Origin of the sequence: Enterobacter sp. EC_50 (genome assembly GCF_019584525.1) — a bacterium.
Lineage (GTDB): Bacteria > Pseudomonadota > Gammaproteobacteria > Enterobacterales > Enterobacteriaceae > Enterobacter > Enterobacter roggenkampii.
The window spans coordinates 82,980-98,249 of sequence record NZ_VDAF01000011.1 but is presented as its reverse complement, the minus strand read 5'-3'; the positions used below and the strand labels follow the sequence as shown (position 1 = coordinate 98,249).

Sequence of the window (15,270 nt, the reverse complement as noted above, 5' to 3'; positions counted from 1 at the left end):
CTATGCCCCCTTGTGTTATTTCTTCAAGTCACCAGTACATTGATACTCCATAGTGACCATTGTTTCCATACATCCGCTTGAGGATGGTTGAGAACAAACTGAGGTATAGCCGCCGAATGGCTCAGCACCAGAATAGCCCCATGCAGCGCAACGCTGTGCTGCTGCTTGAGCGCCTTGTTGAACGTTCACTTTAGGGGATTCGAACATCCCGAAGGAATAGCTCATTTTTACAGTCCCATCGGCCTTACTACCACCAGTCGGAACTAATTGTTTCTGTACAGCACACCCAGAGAGAAGCAGAGTTGAAGCTACTAACACTAATAAACTTTTGCGCATTGAAATCATTCCATTTGATAACTATTTCTAGTTGTTTTTCCGAAAGATTTTTATCTTAAAGCATTATTTCATTGAAATTAAGTGGATTCTGATTGAAATGTTATCAATCTCTCAATGCCCTTAGCCACATCATTAAAAGGTGTAGTTGTTGGGCTGGCACTTTAACCCGTCTTCCGGCTTCTACGTTGTACATCGCGAGCGCTAACGCCATAATGCTGCTGTTCGGCATTTCCTTCTCTCCGTTGGGAATGTTGAATACGGCGGGGGCTGGCTTCTTGGTGGTTGGCGGCCCCTGCCACTTGCTGATCAACTGCTCTTCTAAGGTTTGTTGGTAACAGGTGACGCTGTATCGTCGTCCCTGCAAACTTCACTACCTGCGTATAAACGCACACCGTAGCACCACACCAGATAAAGCTGGTGATTAGCTCTTCTTCCTTTTTCAATACTCATCTCCGAGAATTGCACCTAAGAAAAATTCTGTTTGCTCTTCACTGCCTTTGATGCTGTAACACTCGATAGCCTTTCTCACCTCGCTTTCGTCCGTATAACCAGCCAGCCATTCTATCAGGCTTTCTAAATACTCCTCCGCTCTGTTCACGTCGTGATCTTCTGGTAACACCTTGATAGCGTCTGCCATGAAACAGGCTTCTACGTGGTCGTAATGAAACAGCAGGGCAAGAATACTTTCTTGTTGCCATTGTTCAGGCGTTTTCAATCCGTAATTGTTAGTCATTTGATACTCACCCACTTATGATCCTCTCTTAATGCCTGTTGAATACTTCGTTCGTAGTGCGTCCACTTTGGCCTGAGTGATCCCCAGGTAGGCGCGTGTGTGTTCGGTGGAGCGATGCCCCAACATTTTACTAATCACCTCTAAATCCTCATTGTTATTATGGGCAATTGTTGCCACGGTCTTACGTGCGCTGTGCATACTGATCACTGCTTCCTGTGGAATCAAGCGCTGCATTTTGAGCTTATCCACTGCATACTGAATCTCTGCATGGATTTTAGAACGGCTGATCGGCTTACCCTTGCTCCGGTTGCTGTCATTCTGAAATACATACACGTTATCCCCGCGCTCGTTGTAGCGAGCCTTGAGCACCTCCCTTGCTGTCTCCGTCAATTCCACTTCTACCGCTTCTTTGGTCTTGTCTTGGGTGATACGTAGCACCTTGCTACCGATATCCAGTTCATCCCAGCGCCAGGATCGCATGTCTACACCGCGAAGCTGTGTCTCAACTCCTATAAGGAAGAGATCCGCCACTGTCTGGCTCTTCTTCGTGATTTCTTCCACTACCATCTTCACCTGATCGGCGCTCTCAAGTCCGTCTGTACGCTTTGCACCCTTACTGATTGCCATTTCTCTACCTCCTTAATCTGTCTTTATGGTGTAAAAATTGATCAAAAACAGATAGATAGCAAGATCATTTTATTGGTATTTGCATAAATGTCTTATTGGTGGGGTTTCAAGGGTATTAAGTGGCATTAAACGCGATTAAAGCCGATTTAGGGGAGCGCGGTTGCTTGACGTGCTTAACGGCGTGATCGAGGCCACCCCAATTCCACCGCCAGCCAGTGCCGAATATCAAGCCATTGATTTATAACGATTTTATTTTTATCGCTTGTGTTTCATGGAAATTTATTTTTGTCAATTTATTTATTTTGGCGGTGACGATTTGCACCAGAAACAGCCGAAAAAAGGCGATAAAATCGAGGTTGATCATAAGTGTTTGTTTCTAATAGAAGATGAATAGGACAGATAGCCTGAATGTCCTATCGGAGCGGGATATTGCATGGTAAATGAGAGTCATTATCAATTGACGTGATTGCATCAAGAAATGATTAGAATACTAACTAATTGGCGGGTTTCAGCATGGAAAAAAGCGAATTGTTACTTTATAACATAAAACGAGAGAACTCGTTCGACAAATCCGGCACGCGTGCAAAGTGGTTTTCATGACAAACAGCCTGTATCCCGCACTACACAACGGTTTAGCTAAGTTGAGCATTCTTACAATGAAAGTGAACAATCCACTTTGACCTACATCTACGCCGATTCTTTACCTGTCATTTAAGATAGGTTTTGACCTTAATAATGTATGGATTTGATAGGGATAACCTAATATTTTCCTCTGGCTGTTCTTAGGATTGTTGCATGTGCGATTCGTAGTGAGCAGGGCGACGATCTACCGTTGGGTGAAATGGCGTTTTTTGCTATCTTGGCGGTAGGTTAGTCCACTGTGACATACGGGGTAGGTCTGAGTGATATAGGGGGGTAGGTCAGGCTGACCTGGGGGGTAGGTCACGGTGATACACAATAAGATTAACTATAATACTAATAATAAGATCAGTTATTAGATCAGTGCCTTTTGCGCTTGTCGCAAAGATCATTTGCTTGGCGTCTATCGCCGTCACTCCTGGCAAGCAGCCTTACTCCGCTACCTTTCGGGCTACGTTGGCTGGCCTCGTTCCGCTCACGACGCAGCAAAGCGTTATCTATACATTCTGTATGGTGCAATGGCGTTAGCCACCGTGAAAACGGTTGCACATGATCACTTCGCCGTGGGCGAATCTCTCTGCGCTGTGCGCGGTATGTAACCATCTACTAACCATCTAACGATGCTTACCAGATGCTAACTCTACCTACCTCCTCTTAACTTCCCTACATCCTTTCGTCTGTAGTGATGTTAATTCTCGAAGGTAGAGCAGCAGGGCTAAAGCTCACTGTTCACCGTGCTACGGTTCCACTTCACTAAGCCAACATATCCAATCATCTACACCTGTCCGATCTCGCTACCGCTCAATCTTCTGAGTGCAGATTCTTGGTGTTGGTGTGGGATAAGTGCCAGAGGGCGGCAGTGATGCGAATAGAGCGCCTCAGACGCGCTGTAAGCGGTTTTGAGAGGGGAGGGAATGCAGATGTAGCCTCAATACATCAGAACGCCGCAGAGAGCGTTACAGGCTGTTTTGTGAGTTTCTTGTGGCTATCTTCTCTGGTGGCAAGTTCTACCACAAATTTCAATTGACAGCAACCATCCATTTTTTGTATAAAGCACGTAATGCGCTTGACTTTTTAGAAGTTATTGAAAAATAGCTTGACAACAGGTGTGCTTTTAGTGTACTATTAAAAGTATGGTGATAATCATTATCATCTAATCCACATCCAACAACATTCCATCACGCATAAATTGCAGCCTCCACCAGGTTTTTGGCGTGGGGGCTTTTTTGCGTCTGGAGAAAACCAAACAGGAGCAAACAACATGCGTTACTTCAACGTTGACCAAATCTACGCAGATTTGATTACAGGCCGAACAACACGAACACTTGTTTACAGTTCACTTGTCCGAGCGCGTAAGAGTGAACAAACGGACAGGGTGGAAATGTTCGAGGAAGCGATTCGACGCTTTGACGAATGGCGAGCAACGCCAAATTTCACCCCAGTGACCAGCTAACCCAGGAGGAAACCAGAATGATCGAGAAGAAAACCAAACTACCGCCGTCCACATCGTTAATGATACCTGATGCCACATTTCAGATTCTGTTCAAAGAAGCTAAGCGCCGAAAAATGAGCGTAAGCGCACTCCTTCTTGAAGAATGCCAAAGTCTGGCGGTCAAATACTCGAAAGCTGGCGCGTAATAACCACGTTCCAGCATTAACACCCACCCACGAATGAGAAGCGGAGAAAACCAAATGAAGAGCATTCGTAACTTACTGAGCATACACAGGAGCAAACAACAATGGCAAAAACCCTCGCCCAGATTCAGGCAAAACACGAGCACACGTATCAAGATGAAGACGGAAAAACTGTAACATCGCAAACCTTCATAAAGGACTTCACCTTCTTCGAAGACATTGAATACCTTTATTCAAAAGACTGCCCCGATGGGATAAAAATCGACAGCCATCACGTCGCTCTGTATTGCCGCTTTATGAGTTATCAAGCGAACGGTGATAATTGCTACGAGAGCCACGCTACGTTAGCGAGAAAACACAAAACATCACCTTCGACGGTGAAAAGACGGATTAGCGACTTGAAAAAGCTGGGGCTGGTGACAACAGAACCGAATCCCGATCCCAAGTATGACACCCTTCAGTACACTGCATTACCGCTTACTGATGCTCACGTTATCCCAGCAGATCAACTACCAGCAGCGCCCATTAGGATTTCTGACGTAGTGGCAGAGCCACCTGCACCCACAGCCGCGCCTAATCCTGATAAGACAGCAGCGGAACATTCTGTTCCTGATTTTGATGATCTTCCGTTTGTCTGGGATGCTCCACAGTATCAACCAACACCAACGATCCCCACTCAGCAGAACAAGCCAGAACTTCCCTGGGGCGGTGTAGCTATCTGCAAACCGAATGGCGATCCCATTGATGCCGCTTTGAAATGGGCGCTAACAGAGACAATGGGCGATGAGGAAGCAGCCTACCAACTTATTTCCCAGACAGCGACCAAACATCTTGGACGTGAGATTATTTTAACCGTACCAACGAATGAAACCATCGACGAATGCGAGGATCTACCATTTTAAGGAGGATTATGAATAGCCTTTACCTACTGAACGAAGATACAAAGTTTCAACTCGGATGCAATGACATTTGCAGACGCATCTATAACCACCTTGCCAGCCTCCAAAGAAGCACAGGCGGGTGGTGATACAAGGGGCGTAAAGCCCCTTTTTCCGTTTCTTGGGTGGGGTTCAAAAAGGGGGTATGCGTATTTTCAAGGTGAAGAAGCGATAACCGGAAGGGCGGGCTTGCGCCAGCAAGCAACTTCCCCTAAGCTGGCAAAAAGTATAGAGATTCAATCTTCATGACTCGGGGTGCCCTTCTTTGTGAAGGCTGAGAAATACCCGTATTACCTGATCTGGATAATGCCAGCGTAGGGAAGTCAGATGCCTTCCCGGTCATCGCTTCTTCACGCAAGGCAGGAGCGAACCCATGCAGCCTGACCTGCTCGATTTACACGTTTTACACCACTTCCGCACCCGTTCTCCGCTGACCCACTGTATGACGAATGACGTCGTACAGACCTTTACGGCCAACGTTTTGCTGGCGCTTGGCGCATCTCCGGCGATGGTGATCGAGGCCGAAGAGGCCGAGCAGTTTGCCGCGATAGCCGATGCGCTGCTGGTTAACGTTGGCACGCTGACCGCGCTGCGCGCCCAGTCGATGCGTCGTGCTATTGAAAGTGCGGTAGCGGCAGGCAAACCCTGGACGCTGGACCCGGTTGCCGTGGGTGCCCTGTCGTTCCGCACCCGGTTTTGCCATCAAATCCTTGCCCTGAAACCGGCGGCCATTCGCGGCAATGCTTCCGAAATTCTTGCCCTCGCCGGGATGAGCGCGGGCGGGCGCGGCGTCGATACGACCGATACCGCCGCCAGCGCGGTGCCTGCTGCCCAGGCGCTGGCCCGGCAGATCAATACGATTGTGGTGGTCACCGGCGAGGTTGACTACATCACGGACGGGCAACGCACCCGAACGGTAACCGGCGGTGACCCGCTGATGACGCGCGTGGTGGGAACCGGGTGCGCGCTCTCTGCCGTTGTGGCGGCGAGCTGCTCGCTGCCGGGTGACCGGCTGGATAACATCGCCGCCGCCTGCGGATGGATGAAGCGGGCCGGAACGGTGGCCGTTGCGCACTCGCGCGGCCCGGGCAGTTTTGCCAGCGCGTTCCTCGACGCGCTCGACACGCTGGAGGAGCAGGCATGAAGCGGATTAACGCCCTGACCATTGCCGGCACCGATCCCAGCGGCGGCGCGGGTATCCAGGCAGACCTGAAAACCTTCTCGGCGCTGGGCGCGTACGGCTGCTCGGTGATTACCGCGCTGGTGGCGCAAAACACGTGCGGCGTGCAGTCGGTCTACCGCATCGAGCCAGATTTTGTTGCCGCGCAGCTGGATTCGGTGTTCAGCGACGTGCGTATTGATACCACCAAGATCGGCATGCTGGCCGAAACGGACATTGTGGAAGCGGTGGCCGAACGGCTTAAGCGCTATCAGGTGCAAAACGTGGTGCTGGATACCGTCATGCTGGCAAAAAGCGGCGATCCGCTGCTCTCCGCCTCCGCCGTCGAGACGCTGCGCAATAAGCTGCTGCCGCAGGTGGCGCTCATCACGCCCAATCTGCCGGAAGCCGCCGCGCTGCTGGGCGCGCCGCACGCGCAAACTGAACGGGAAATGAAAGAGCAGGGCAATGCGCTGCTGGCGATGGGCTGCGGGGCGGTGCTGATGAAGGGCGGGCATCTTGATGATCCGGAAAGTCCGGACTGGCTCTTTACCCGCGACGGCGAAGTACGCTTTACCGCGCCGCGCGTGCAGACCAAAAATACCCACGGCACGGGCTGTACGCTCTCGGCCGCGCTGGCGGCGCTGCGCCCACGTCATGAAAGCTGGGCCGATACGGTTAGCGAAGCAAAAGCCTGGCTCTCGGCGGCGCTGGCAAAAGCCGATACTCTGGAAGTCGGTCACGGTATTGGGCCGGTACACCATTTTCATGCATGGTGGTAAGCCAGTATACTGGCAGAATACATCACGCCTGAGAAAACAGAGATGGAACAAGCGCATACCCGGTTAATCGCTCAACTGAATGAACGGATCGCCGCGCCCGATAACACGCCGCTGTACCTGAAGTTTGCCGAAACGGTAAAAAATGCGGTGCGCAGCGGGGTGCTGGAGCACGGGAATATTTTGCCCGGCGAGCGCGATCTGAGCCAGTTGACCGGGGTGTCGCGCATTACCGTGCGTAAAGCGATGCAGGCGCTGGAAGAAGAGGGCGTGGTGACGCGCGCCCGTGGCTATGGCACGCAAATCAACAATATCTTCGAATATTCGCTGAAAGAGGCGCGCGGTTTTTCCCAGCAGGTGGTGCTGCGCGGCAAGAAGCCGAATACGCTCTGGGTCAACAAGCGGGTGGTGAAGTGTCCGGAAGAGGTGGCCAACCACCTGTCGATCTCCCCGGACAGCGAGGTCTTTTTGCTCAAGCGCATTCGCTATGTCGATGACGATGCGGTGTCGATTGAAGAGTCCTGGGTCCCCGTCGGGTTAATTCCCGACCCGGATGCGATTGGCATTTCGCTCTATGACTACTTCCGCAGTCAGAATATCTACCCGCAGCGCACCCGCTCAAGGGTGAGCGCCCGCATGCCCGACAGCGAGTTTCAGGCGCACATTAAGATGGATGAAAAAATACCGGTGCTGGTGATCAAGCAGGTCGCGCTTGACCAGCAGCACCGGCCGATTGAGTACAGCATCAGCTACTGTCGCAGCGATCTATACGTCTTTGTGTGCGAGGAGTAGTGCCTCGCGCGTCGGGGCGCAATCGCCGCCGCGGTGGCTGACCACCCATGACGCCACGGCATTCCCCAGCAGAACGGCATCTGCCAGTGACCATCCCGCAGCCAGCCCGGCCAGCGTGCCGCCCGCGTGGCTGTCGCCTGCACCAATGGTATCCATAACCGTCGCCGGAAATGCCGGAACAACGCCCGAGGCGTCACCGTCATACCACGTAGCACCGTCTTTATCATGGCGCACAATCAGCGCGGCGCCAAAGCGCTGCTGCCACACTTCACCCAGGTTTTCAGCCTCCACACCCAGTCTTTCAGCCGCGAGTTCCGCTTCCTGACGATTGAGCGACACGATTGGCCTGCAGGCCATGATTCTCTCCATCAGCGCATCAGGAACATCCGCGATGCGTGGGCCGAAATCGATAAAGGCCGTCACGTCACGTAACCCTTCCAGCCAGCCTGTCAGCAGTTCGCCGCACGGCGAGGCCAGCTGGTAGCCGGAGAGATAAACCAGGCTGTTTTGCGGAACGTGAAGCGCATCCAGCCAGCGCTGCTGCCACTGGTTTTCCACGCCGCTAAAGGACATAAAGGTGCGCTCGCCGTCAGGCTCCACCAGCGCCAGACACCAGCCGTTGTCGCCGGTTTCAGCCTCTACGGCGCTGTGCAGATCCTGCTTCGCCATGGCGTTGCGGATAATATCCGCCCACACGCCATGGCCGACGGGAAGGGCATTTTGCGCGGCGATCCCGAGGCGTTTCAGGGCGATGGCAATGTTCAGCGCGCAGCCGCCAATATTCACGCCCTGCTGCTTAAGTTCGATATCGCACCCGCGCCAGGGCAGGGCGTAGGCGTCGGCGATGACGTCAATCACCGCCGCGCCCAGCACCGTCACCGGGCGCGTGGCGTGCAGATTTTCGAGACGTTGGGCAAATGCCTTCATATGCCCTCCCTTTGCTCCCTGAAGTGCAGCAGTTTCTCGCAATAATGGCCGAAGTTGAGCTGGTTGACGGCGTCGAGTTCGGCTTTGAGCGCCGGATCAATCGCCTGCACGCCGTGGAGCGCGCCGCAGATGGCCGTCGCCATGGCGCCAATAGTGTCCGTATCACCGCCCAGATTGGCGCATAAGATGGCGCAGCGGTTCGGGTCGGTTCCTGCCAGTTCCACCATCGCAATGGCCGCCGGAACGGACTCAATGGTGCTGGTTCCCGCGCCAATCAGCTGATAAACCTGCTCGCTGGCGGACTCAATACCGTTGGCTTCCCGTACGGTCTTTAGCGCCAGCTCAATACGTGCCGCCAGCGACGCGCTGAAGGTGGTGGTTTTCATCTCCTGCGCATAGCGGGCGATCCCCGGCAGGGCATCAACGATGTTCTGCCAGCTTTCGCCGTCGATGGCGCGGGAAACCGCCCAGGCCATCACCACCGCGCCGGCAATCGCGAGGTCCGATTTATGGGTCGGGCTGGAGGCCTGCGCCACCTGTTCAACAAAGTGTTCCAGCCGCGTCGCCGGGAGCAGGCAGCCCAGCGGGGAGGCGCGCATCGCCGCCCCGTTCGTCACGCCGTTGTTTTCCAGCGCGCTGACCGGCTTCCCGTCACGAATCGCATTCAGCGCGATTTTTGAGGTCGGGCCGAGCACGTTCTTGTTGAACGCGTCGAAATCGAGCGCCCAGTTCAGGATATGCTTGCCGATAACATCCGCGTTAATCTCCCCGTCGCACTCAATGATCGCATCGGCGAGGCACAGCGCCATTGAGGTATCGTCGGTGAACTCTGCCTGCCCGAAATAGCAGGCCGCGTTATTTTCTGCCGGGCCGGGTAAAAAGCGGTCGATCCAGCCAAAGTGGGCCTTGACGCGCTTTCTCGGCCACAGCTCCGACGGCATGCCCATCGCATCCCCTAACGCCTGCCCGTAAAGGGCACCGAGAACACGTTCTTGTTTCATTTAACTTCCCCTTGTGTCAGCGCGGTATCGCCATCAACCACCGCAATTGCAGCGATCTCTTTGTCCGATTCGCGGAAAAACAGCATAAACAGCACGGCAATCACGGCAATCATGATTGCGCCAAATGTCCACATTCCGGCCCAGTTGAAGGTCAGCCCCTTCACCGGCTCTTTGTAGGCGAACATTTTTTCCATCATCACGCCGCCCAGGCGGTAACCCAGCAGGCTACCAAAGCCCTGGCAGCAGAGCGTAATCAGGCCTTGCGCGGCGGTACGCATGTGCACCGGCGCTTTTTTATCCACGTAGATGTACGCGGTAACGTAGTAGAAGTCGTAGCTCACGCCGTGCAGCAGAATGCCGAGGAACAGCAGGGCGTAGGTGTAGTACTGTTCCGCACCGCCGTAAACGAAGAACCCGTAGCGGATGGCGGCCGTGATCAGACCCAGCAGTAAGACCTTCTTAATACCAAAGCGTTTGGTAAAGAACGGCAGCGCCAGCATAAAGAAGATTTCAGAGAACTGGCCGAGCGTCATCCAGCCGGTGGCGTTTTTCATCCCCACTTCAGTGAGATAGCCGTTGGCGAAAATGTAGTAGAAGGCCAGCGGCATGGCGAACAGGAACGAGCAGAAAAAGAACACGAGGAAGTTTTTGTCGCGCAGCAGGATCAGCGCGTCCAGCCCCAGCATCACTTTGAAGTCCAGCTTGCCGGTACTTTTCGGCGGCGTGTTCGGCAGGAACAGGGCAAAGACGCCGAGCAGGGCGGAGCTGGCGGCCGTCATCAGCAGCGGAATATTGGTATCGGAAATATCGCTATAGCCCAGCATCTGCGGCAGGAAGCCGCACGCCAGCCCGGAGGCGATCCAGCCGATCGTACCCATCACGCGGATGCGCGGAAAATCGGCCTCGACGTCGTCCACGTTGGCGAAGGCAATGCTGTTGGTCAGCGCGATGGTGGGCATGTAGGTCAGGGAGTAAACCAGCAGCAGCGGGAAGAAGGTACTGAACTGGGTTTGCTGTGCCGCGAAGTACATCAGAATCGCGCCGGCAAACATCAGCACCGCCAGTACTTTCTGTGCGGCGAAGAAGCGGTCCGTCAGCGATCCGACCAGAATTGGGGAGAGGATAGCGGCAATGGCGGTACAGGCATAAGACCAGCCGATTTCCCCGGCGGTAAAACCGCTTTTGCTCAGCCACAGCCACAGCGGCACAAACCACGCGCCCCAGATAAACCATTCAACAAACATCATGAATGACAGTTGGACTTTCATTTTCATTTTTTAATCCTGCATGTCAGAGAGGGTACGCCTTTAACATACCATTCAATAATACCTTTTAAATACCTTTGTGGCGATTGTTTGATCAATGTAACAGTTTTGTTGTACACGAATCGAGCCAGCAGATTGTGCTGAAAAAAATTGCAAAGGGTGGAAAATCTGTTAAGTCGGTACCAGGCTTAGTCTGCCCATAAAAGATGGGACTGGATAAACGCACACCGACATGACGTCGAACTTACGGGAGTATCACATGACTGATATTGCGCAGTTGCTTGGCAAAGACGCCGACAGCCTTTTACAGCATCGTTGTATGACCATTCCAGCCGACCAGCTGTATCTGCCTGGTCATGACTACGTTGACCGCGTGATGGTCGATAACAACCGTCCGCCTGCCGTGCTAAGAAATATGCAGACGCTCTATAACACCGGTCGGCTCGGCGGCACCGGATATCTCTCTATTCTGCCGGTAGACCAGGGCGTTGAGCACTCGGCGGGCGCCTCCTTCGCGGCGAATCCGCTCTATTTCGATCCCAAGAACATTGTTGAGCTGGCGATTGAAGCGGGCTGTAACTGCGTGGCGTCCACCTACGGCGTGCTGGCCTCCGTCTCGCGTCGCTATGCCCACCGCATTCCGTTCCTCGTGAAGCTGAACCACAATGAAACCCTGAGCTACCCCACCGAATATGACCAGACGCTCTATGCCAGCGTCGAGCAGGCGTTCAATATGGGGGCGGTTGCCGTTGGGGCGACCATCTATTTCGGCTCAGAACAGTCTCGTCGTCAGATTGAAGAGATCTCTGCGGCGTTTGAGCGCGCGCACGAGCTGGGTATGGTGACCGTGCTGTGGGCGTACCTGCGCAACTCGGCGTTCAAAAAAGACGGCGTGGATTACCACGTGTCGGCCGATCTTACCGGCCAGGCGAACCATCTGGCGGCGACCATCGGCGCGGATATCGTGAAGCAGAAAATGGCCGAGAATAACGGCGGCTATAAGGCAGTGAACTTTGGTTACACCGATGACCGCGTTTACAGCAAGCTGACCAGCGATAACCCGATCGACCTGGTGCGCTACCAGCTGGCGAACTGCTACATGGGCCGCGCAGGGCTGATTAACTCCGGTGGCGCGGCGGGCGGCGATACTGACCTGTCAGACGCGGTGCGTACTGCGGTTATCAACAAGCGCGCGGGCGGCATGGGGCTGATCCTGGGCCGTAAGGCGTTTAAGAAATCGATGGCTGACGGCGTGAAGCTGATCAATGCGGTGCAGGACGTCTATCTGGACAGCAAAGTCACGATTGCCTGACCTGAGGGCTAAGCGTAGGCCGGGTAAGGCGTAGCCGCCACCCGGCAATACCATCAGCGCAAAAGCACACAGTCTGGCGGCAACCGACACTGTAGCGCGCCGGGCAACACCTCAATGCGGAACTGCGTCCCGCTGAGCGGTTCCCCGTCGAGGTTAAAGGTCATCCCGTGCGGAGCATTTACCTCAAACCATGCGGATTTCCCGTCAATGATATTCGGACTCTCTTCCGGCTGCGTCAGCGTGGTAAACAGCGCGGGCAGCAGGCCGTCACCCGTGAAAATCCGCAGCTGTAGCTGACCGTCATTGATCAGCGCCTCCGGGCACAGCTGCTGCCCGCCGCCTGCCTGACGCCCATTGCCAATGCCAATGACCAGCGCGTGGCCCTGCCACTGGAAATCTTCGCCGCGAATTTCGCAGCGGTCAGGCTTGAGGGTATCCATGCGCATCAGACCGTGGATCAGATACGACACGCCGCCCAGCGCCGCCTTGAGTTTTTCCGGCGTTTCGCTGGTGATGCGCGTGCCGAACCCGCCGGTGGCCATATTGATAAAGCAGGTTTTGTCATTCACCTGCGCAATATCTACCGCGGTCGCTTTACCGAGGATCGCCAGCTGAAGCGCTTTCTCTAACGCCTCGGGGATCCCGGCGCTGGTGGCAAAATCATTGGCGGTGCCGAGCGGTAAAATACCCATCACCGAGCGGTCTGCCGGGGGCAGGTCGATCAGCGCTGACGCGATCTCATTGATGGTGCCATCGCCGCCGCCGGAAATGATGGTCTCAACGCCAAGCCCGAGGGCTTCATTGATATAGCGTGCCGCGTCGCCTTTTTCCCATGTTACTCTTACGTGGATGCGCGCGCCGTCGTCACGCAAACCCTGAATGGCCTGACGCAGCAGATCGTTGCCTGCACTTTTGCCGTTGAGAATCAATAAACTGTCTGGATAGGTTGCCATCCGCGCTGCTCCCTTTTTTAGCGTTAGTAAGAGTGTATAGCAGAGAGGGAAAAAGCGGGTAAGAACAGGATGAAAGGAACAAAACAGGCACAAAAGCGCGTTACACTTCAGCGATGAGATTAATGTAATCACAGGAAAGTGATGATGAATAAAATTTTGGTAAGCGCGTGCCTGATGGGCTTCAGGGTCCGTTATAACGGAAGTGAAAAAGCGCGAATGAACGAGCAACTCGCTCGCTGGCAACAGGAACAACGTCTGGTTATCCATTGCCCTGAATTGGCTGCCGGGCTGCCTGTACCGCGTCCTCCGGCAGAGATTATATTCGCTGATGGCAAAGACGTGATGCACGGGCAAGCCAGAATTATGGAAAATACCGGGCAGGATGTGACCGAACATTATCAGCTTGCAGCCTGGCTCGCGCTACGCGCTGCTCAGGCGTCGGGGTGTAGCGCTGCATTGTTAACCGATGGCAGCCCAACGTGCGGCAGTGAGTTTATTTATGACGGATCGTTTCGCGGTATACAGAAAGCGGGGAGGGGGGTTGCGGCGTCGTTGCTCGCTGAGAATGGGATCGCCGTGTTCTCAGAAAAGCAAATCGACGAACTCATTGCCTGGGTTGAGGAGAGAGAAGGTAAAAAATAAGCCCGCGTAAGGGAGATTACGCAGGCTAAGGAGGTGGTTCCTGGTACAGCTAGCATTTATGGGTTATGTTTTTCAGCGCGTGGGATAATACCCGTATTGAACGAAGCGGTATGTGATCCGATTCTAAGAATTATCCCAGCGCGAAAAAATTTCCCTGATTGACTATTTGCCGTGTGGATTACGTGTGCTTTCACCGTTGAAGTTACGCATCAGCAGCGCGAACTTCAGCTCCACCTCTTCCGGAACCGGCAGCCAGACGGTGTGCCCGTCGCCCGGCGCGACCTCAATCGCTTCGCCTTTGCCGTTTTCCAGATGCTCCAGCGTGAAGTTCATGTTGCCCTGCGGGGTCATCAGCTCCAGGCTGTCGCCTTTGGTGAATTTGTTTTTCACCGCAACGGCCGCCAGCGCGCCTTTGCGCTCGCCGGTGAAGTCGCCGACAAACTGCTGGCGCTCGGAAACGGAGTAGCCGTGCTCGTAGTTCTGGTAGTCGTCGTGGGTATGACGGCGCAGGAAGCCTTCGGTATAGCCGCGGTGCGCCAGGCCTTCCAGCGTTTCCAGCAGGCTGGTATCGAACGGTTTACCGGCCGCCGCATCGTCGATGGCTTTACGGTACACCTGTGCGGTACGCGCGCAGTAGTAATAGGATTTGGTGCGCCCTTCAATCTTCAGGGAGTGCACGCCCATCTGGGTCAGGCGCTCGACGTGGGCGATGGCGCGCAGATCTTTCGAGTTCATGATGTAGGTGCCGTGCTCGTCTTCAAAGGCGGTCATGTACTCGCCCGGACGTTTGGCTTCTTCAATCATAAACACGCTGTCGGTTGGTGCGCCGATGCCCAGCGTAGGCTCGACGTTGGTCACCGGAATAGGCTCGTGCTTGTGGACGATGTTGCCGATGTCGTCCTCTTTGCCTTCCTGGACGTTATATTCCCAGCGGCAGGCGTTGGTGCAGGTACCCTGGTTCGGGTCGCGCTTGTTGATATAGCCTGAGAGCAGGCAGCGGCCGGAGTAGGCCATGCACAGCGCGCCGTGAACGAAGATTTCGATTTCCATATCCGGCACCTGGGTGCGGATCTCTTCGATCTCTTCCAGCGAAAGCTCGCGGGACAGGATGACGCGGGTCAGCCCCATCTGCTTCCAGAACTTCACCGTCGCCCAGTTGACGGCGTTAGCCTGTACGGAGAGGTGAATATCCATCTCCGGGAAGTTCTCCCGAACCAGCATGATTAAACCCGGGTCCGACATGATCAGCGCGTCCGGCCCCATATCCACCACCGGCTTCAGGTCACGGATGAACGTTTTCAGCTTGGCGTTGTGCGGCGCGATGTTGACCACCACGTAGAATTTTTTACCCAGAGCGTGCGCCTCGTTGATGCCGAGCTGCAGGTTCTCGTGGTTGAATTCGTTATTACGCACGCGCAGCGAGTAGCGCGGCTGGCCCGCATACACGGCGTCGGCGCCATAGGCGAAAGCGTAACGCATATTTTGCAGCGTTCCCGCCGGGGAAAGGAGTTCCGGTTTAAACATGTTTGTTC

General features: G+C 54.4%; 15 protein-coding genes and 1 riboswitch. Of the genes, 7 read left to right on the top strand and 8 right to left on the bottom strand.

The window, feature by feature from the left end:
• Window positions 1-15 precede the first annotated feature (15 nt).
• The 3 genes from yecR to FHC48_RS11130 form a co-directional block, all read right to left on the bottom strand.
• On the bottom strand, window positions 16-336 hold the full coding sequence (yecR, locus tag FHC48_RS11140) for a YecR family lipoprotein (RefSeq protein WP_071603478.1): 321 nt from the start codon (window positions 334-336) through the stop codon (window positions 16-18).
• A 439-nt stretch (window positions 337-775) separates the two neighbouring features.
• Window positions 776-1,084, bottom strand: coding sequence for a hypothetical protein (locus tag FHC48_RS11135; RefSeq protein ID WP_007851188.1), 309 nt, complete (start codon window positions 1,082-1,084; stop codon window positions 776-778).
• Window positions 1,085-1,696: a tyrosine-type recombinase/integrase gene (locus FHC48_RS11130; protein WP_023898418.1), complete on the bottom strand. Its 612-nt coding sequence runs from the start codon at window positions 1,694-1,696 to the stop codon at window positions 1,085-1,087.
• A 2,109-nt stretch (window positions 1,697-3,805) separates the two neighbouring features.
• Here FHC48_RS11130 and FHC48_RS11125 point away from each other — a divergent pair.
• The 5 genes from FHC48_RS11125 to FHC48_RS11105 all read left to right on the top strand — a co-directional run bounded on the left by FHC48_RS11125 (window position 3,806) and on the right by FHC48_RS11105 (window position 7,638).
• Window positions 3,806-3,973, top strand: coding sequence for a hypothetical protein (locus FHC48_RS11125; protein WP_007851184.1), 168 nt, complete (start codon window positions 3,806-3,808; stop codon window positions 3,971-3,973).
• A 101-nt stretch (window positions 3,974-4,074) separates the two neighbouring features.
• Window positions 4,075-4,872 carry a hypothetical protein gene (locus FHC48_RS11120; RefSeq protein WP_038877275.1) on the top strand — a complete coding sequence of 266 codons (798 nt, stop codon included), beginning with the start codon at window positions 4,075-4,077 and terminating at the stop codon, window positions 4,870-4,872.
• 277 nt (window positions 4,873-5,149) lie between these two features.
• Window positions 5,150-5,246, top strand: a riboswitch (TPP riboswitch).
• A gap of 35 nt (window positions 5,247-5,281) precedes the next feature.
• Window positions 5,282-6,052, top strand: a complete 771-nt coding sequence (thiM, locus tag FHC48_RS11115) for a hydroxyethylthiazole kinase (protein ID WP_119312175.1) — start codon at window positions 5,282-5,284, stop codon at window positions 6,050-6,052.
• Window positions 6,049-6,849 carry a bifunctional hydroxymethylpyrimidine kinase/phosphomethylpyrimidine kinase gene (thiD, locus tag FHC48_RS11110; RefSeq protein WP_008500874.1) on the top strand — a complete coding sequence of 267 codons (801 nt, stop codon included), beginning with the start codon at window positions 6,049-6,051 and terminating at the stop codon, window positions 6,847-6,849. The genes thiM and thiD overlap by 4 nt, the downstream gene beginning before the upstream one ends.
• 42 nt (window positions 6,850-6,891) lie before the next feature.
• Window positions 6,892-7,638, top strand: a complete 747-nt coding sequence (locus FHC48_RS11105) for a GntR family transcriptional regulator (protein ID WP_023344521.1) — start codon at window positions 6,892-6,894, stop codon at window positions 7,636-7,638.
• On the opposite strand, the gene FHC48_RS11100 is transcribed toward FHC48_RS11105, so the two are convergent.
• From FHC48_RS11100 to FHC48_RS11090, 3 genes are read right to left on the bottom strand one after another with little or no spacing between them, the layout of a single operon-like run.
• The gene (locus FHC48_RS11100) at window positions 7,612-8,565 is read right to left on the bottom strand and encodes a PfkB family carbohydrate kinase (RefSeq protein ID WP_023325644.1); all 954 of its coding nucleotides are present in this window, start codon (window positions 8,563-8,565) and stop codon (window positions 7,612-7,614) included. The genes FHC48_RS11105 and FHC48_RS11100 overlap by 27 nt on opposite strands.
• On the bottom strand, window positions 8,562-9,566 hold the full coding sequence (locus FHC48_RS11095) for an ADP-ribosylglycohydrolase family protein (protein WP_119312174.1): 1,005 nt from the start codon (window positions 9,564-9,566) through the stop codon (window positions 8,562-8,564). Before FHC48_RS11095 ends, FHC48_RS11100 begins: the two co-directional genes overlap by 4 nt.
• On the bottom strand, window positions 9,563-10,840 hold the full coding sequence (locus FHC48_RS11090; protein ID WP_220418756.1) for a nucleoside permease: 1,278 nt from the start codon (window positions 10,838-10,840) through the stop codon (window positions 9,563-9,565). Before FHC48_RS11090 ends, FHC48_RS11095 begins: the two co-directional genes overlap by 4 nt.
• A 250-nt stretch (window positions 10,841-11,090) precedes the next feature.
• On the opposite strand from FHC48_RS11090, the gene fbaB reads away from it, so the two are divergent.
• Complete coding sequence (gene fbaB / locus FHC48_RS11085; RefSeq protein WP_008500869.1) at window positions 11,091-12,143, top strand: class I fructose-bisphosphate aldolase; 1,053 nt, start codon at window positions 11,091-11,093, stop codon at window positions 12,141-12,143.
• Window positions 12,144-12,196: 53 nt separating this feature from the next.
• Here fbaB and yegS read toward each other — a convergent pair whose 3' ends face one another.
• The gene (yegS, locus tag FHC48_RS11080; protein ID WP_119312172.1) at window positions 12,197-13,096 is read right to left on the bottom strand and encodes a lipid kinase YegS; all 900 of its coding nucleotides are present in this window, start codon (window positions 13,094-13,096) and stop codon (window positions 12,197-12,199) included.
• Between the two features lie 141 nt (window positions 13,097-13,237).
• Here yegS and FHC48_RS11075 point away from each other — a divergent pair, with 141 nt between their 5' ends.
• Entirely contained in the window at window positions 13,238-13,738 is a 501-nt protein-coding gene (locus tag FHC48_RS11075) for a DUF523 domain-containing protein (RefSeq protein ID WP_119312171.1), read from the top strand.
• Window positions 13,739-13,900: 162 nt separating this feature from the next.
• On the opposite strand, the gene yegQ is transcribed toward FHC48_RS11075, so the two are convergent.
• Window positions 13,901-15,262, bottom strand: coding sequence for a tRNA 5-hydroxyuridine modification protein YegQ (gene yegQ, locus FHC48_RS11070; RefSeq protein WP_008500866.1), 1,362 nt, complete (start codon window positions 15,260-15,262; stop codon window positions 13,901-13,903).
• Window positions 15,263-15,270 lie beyond the last annotated feature (8 nt).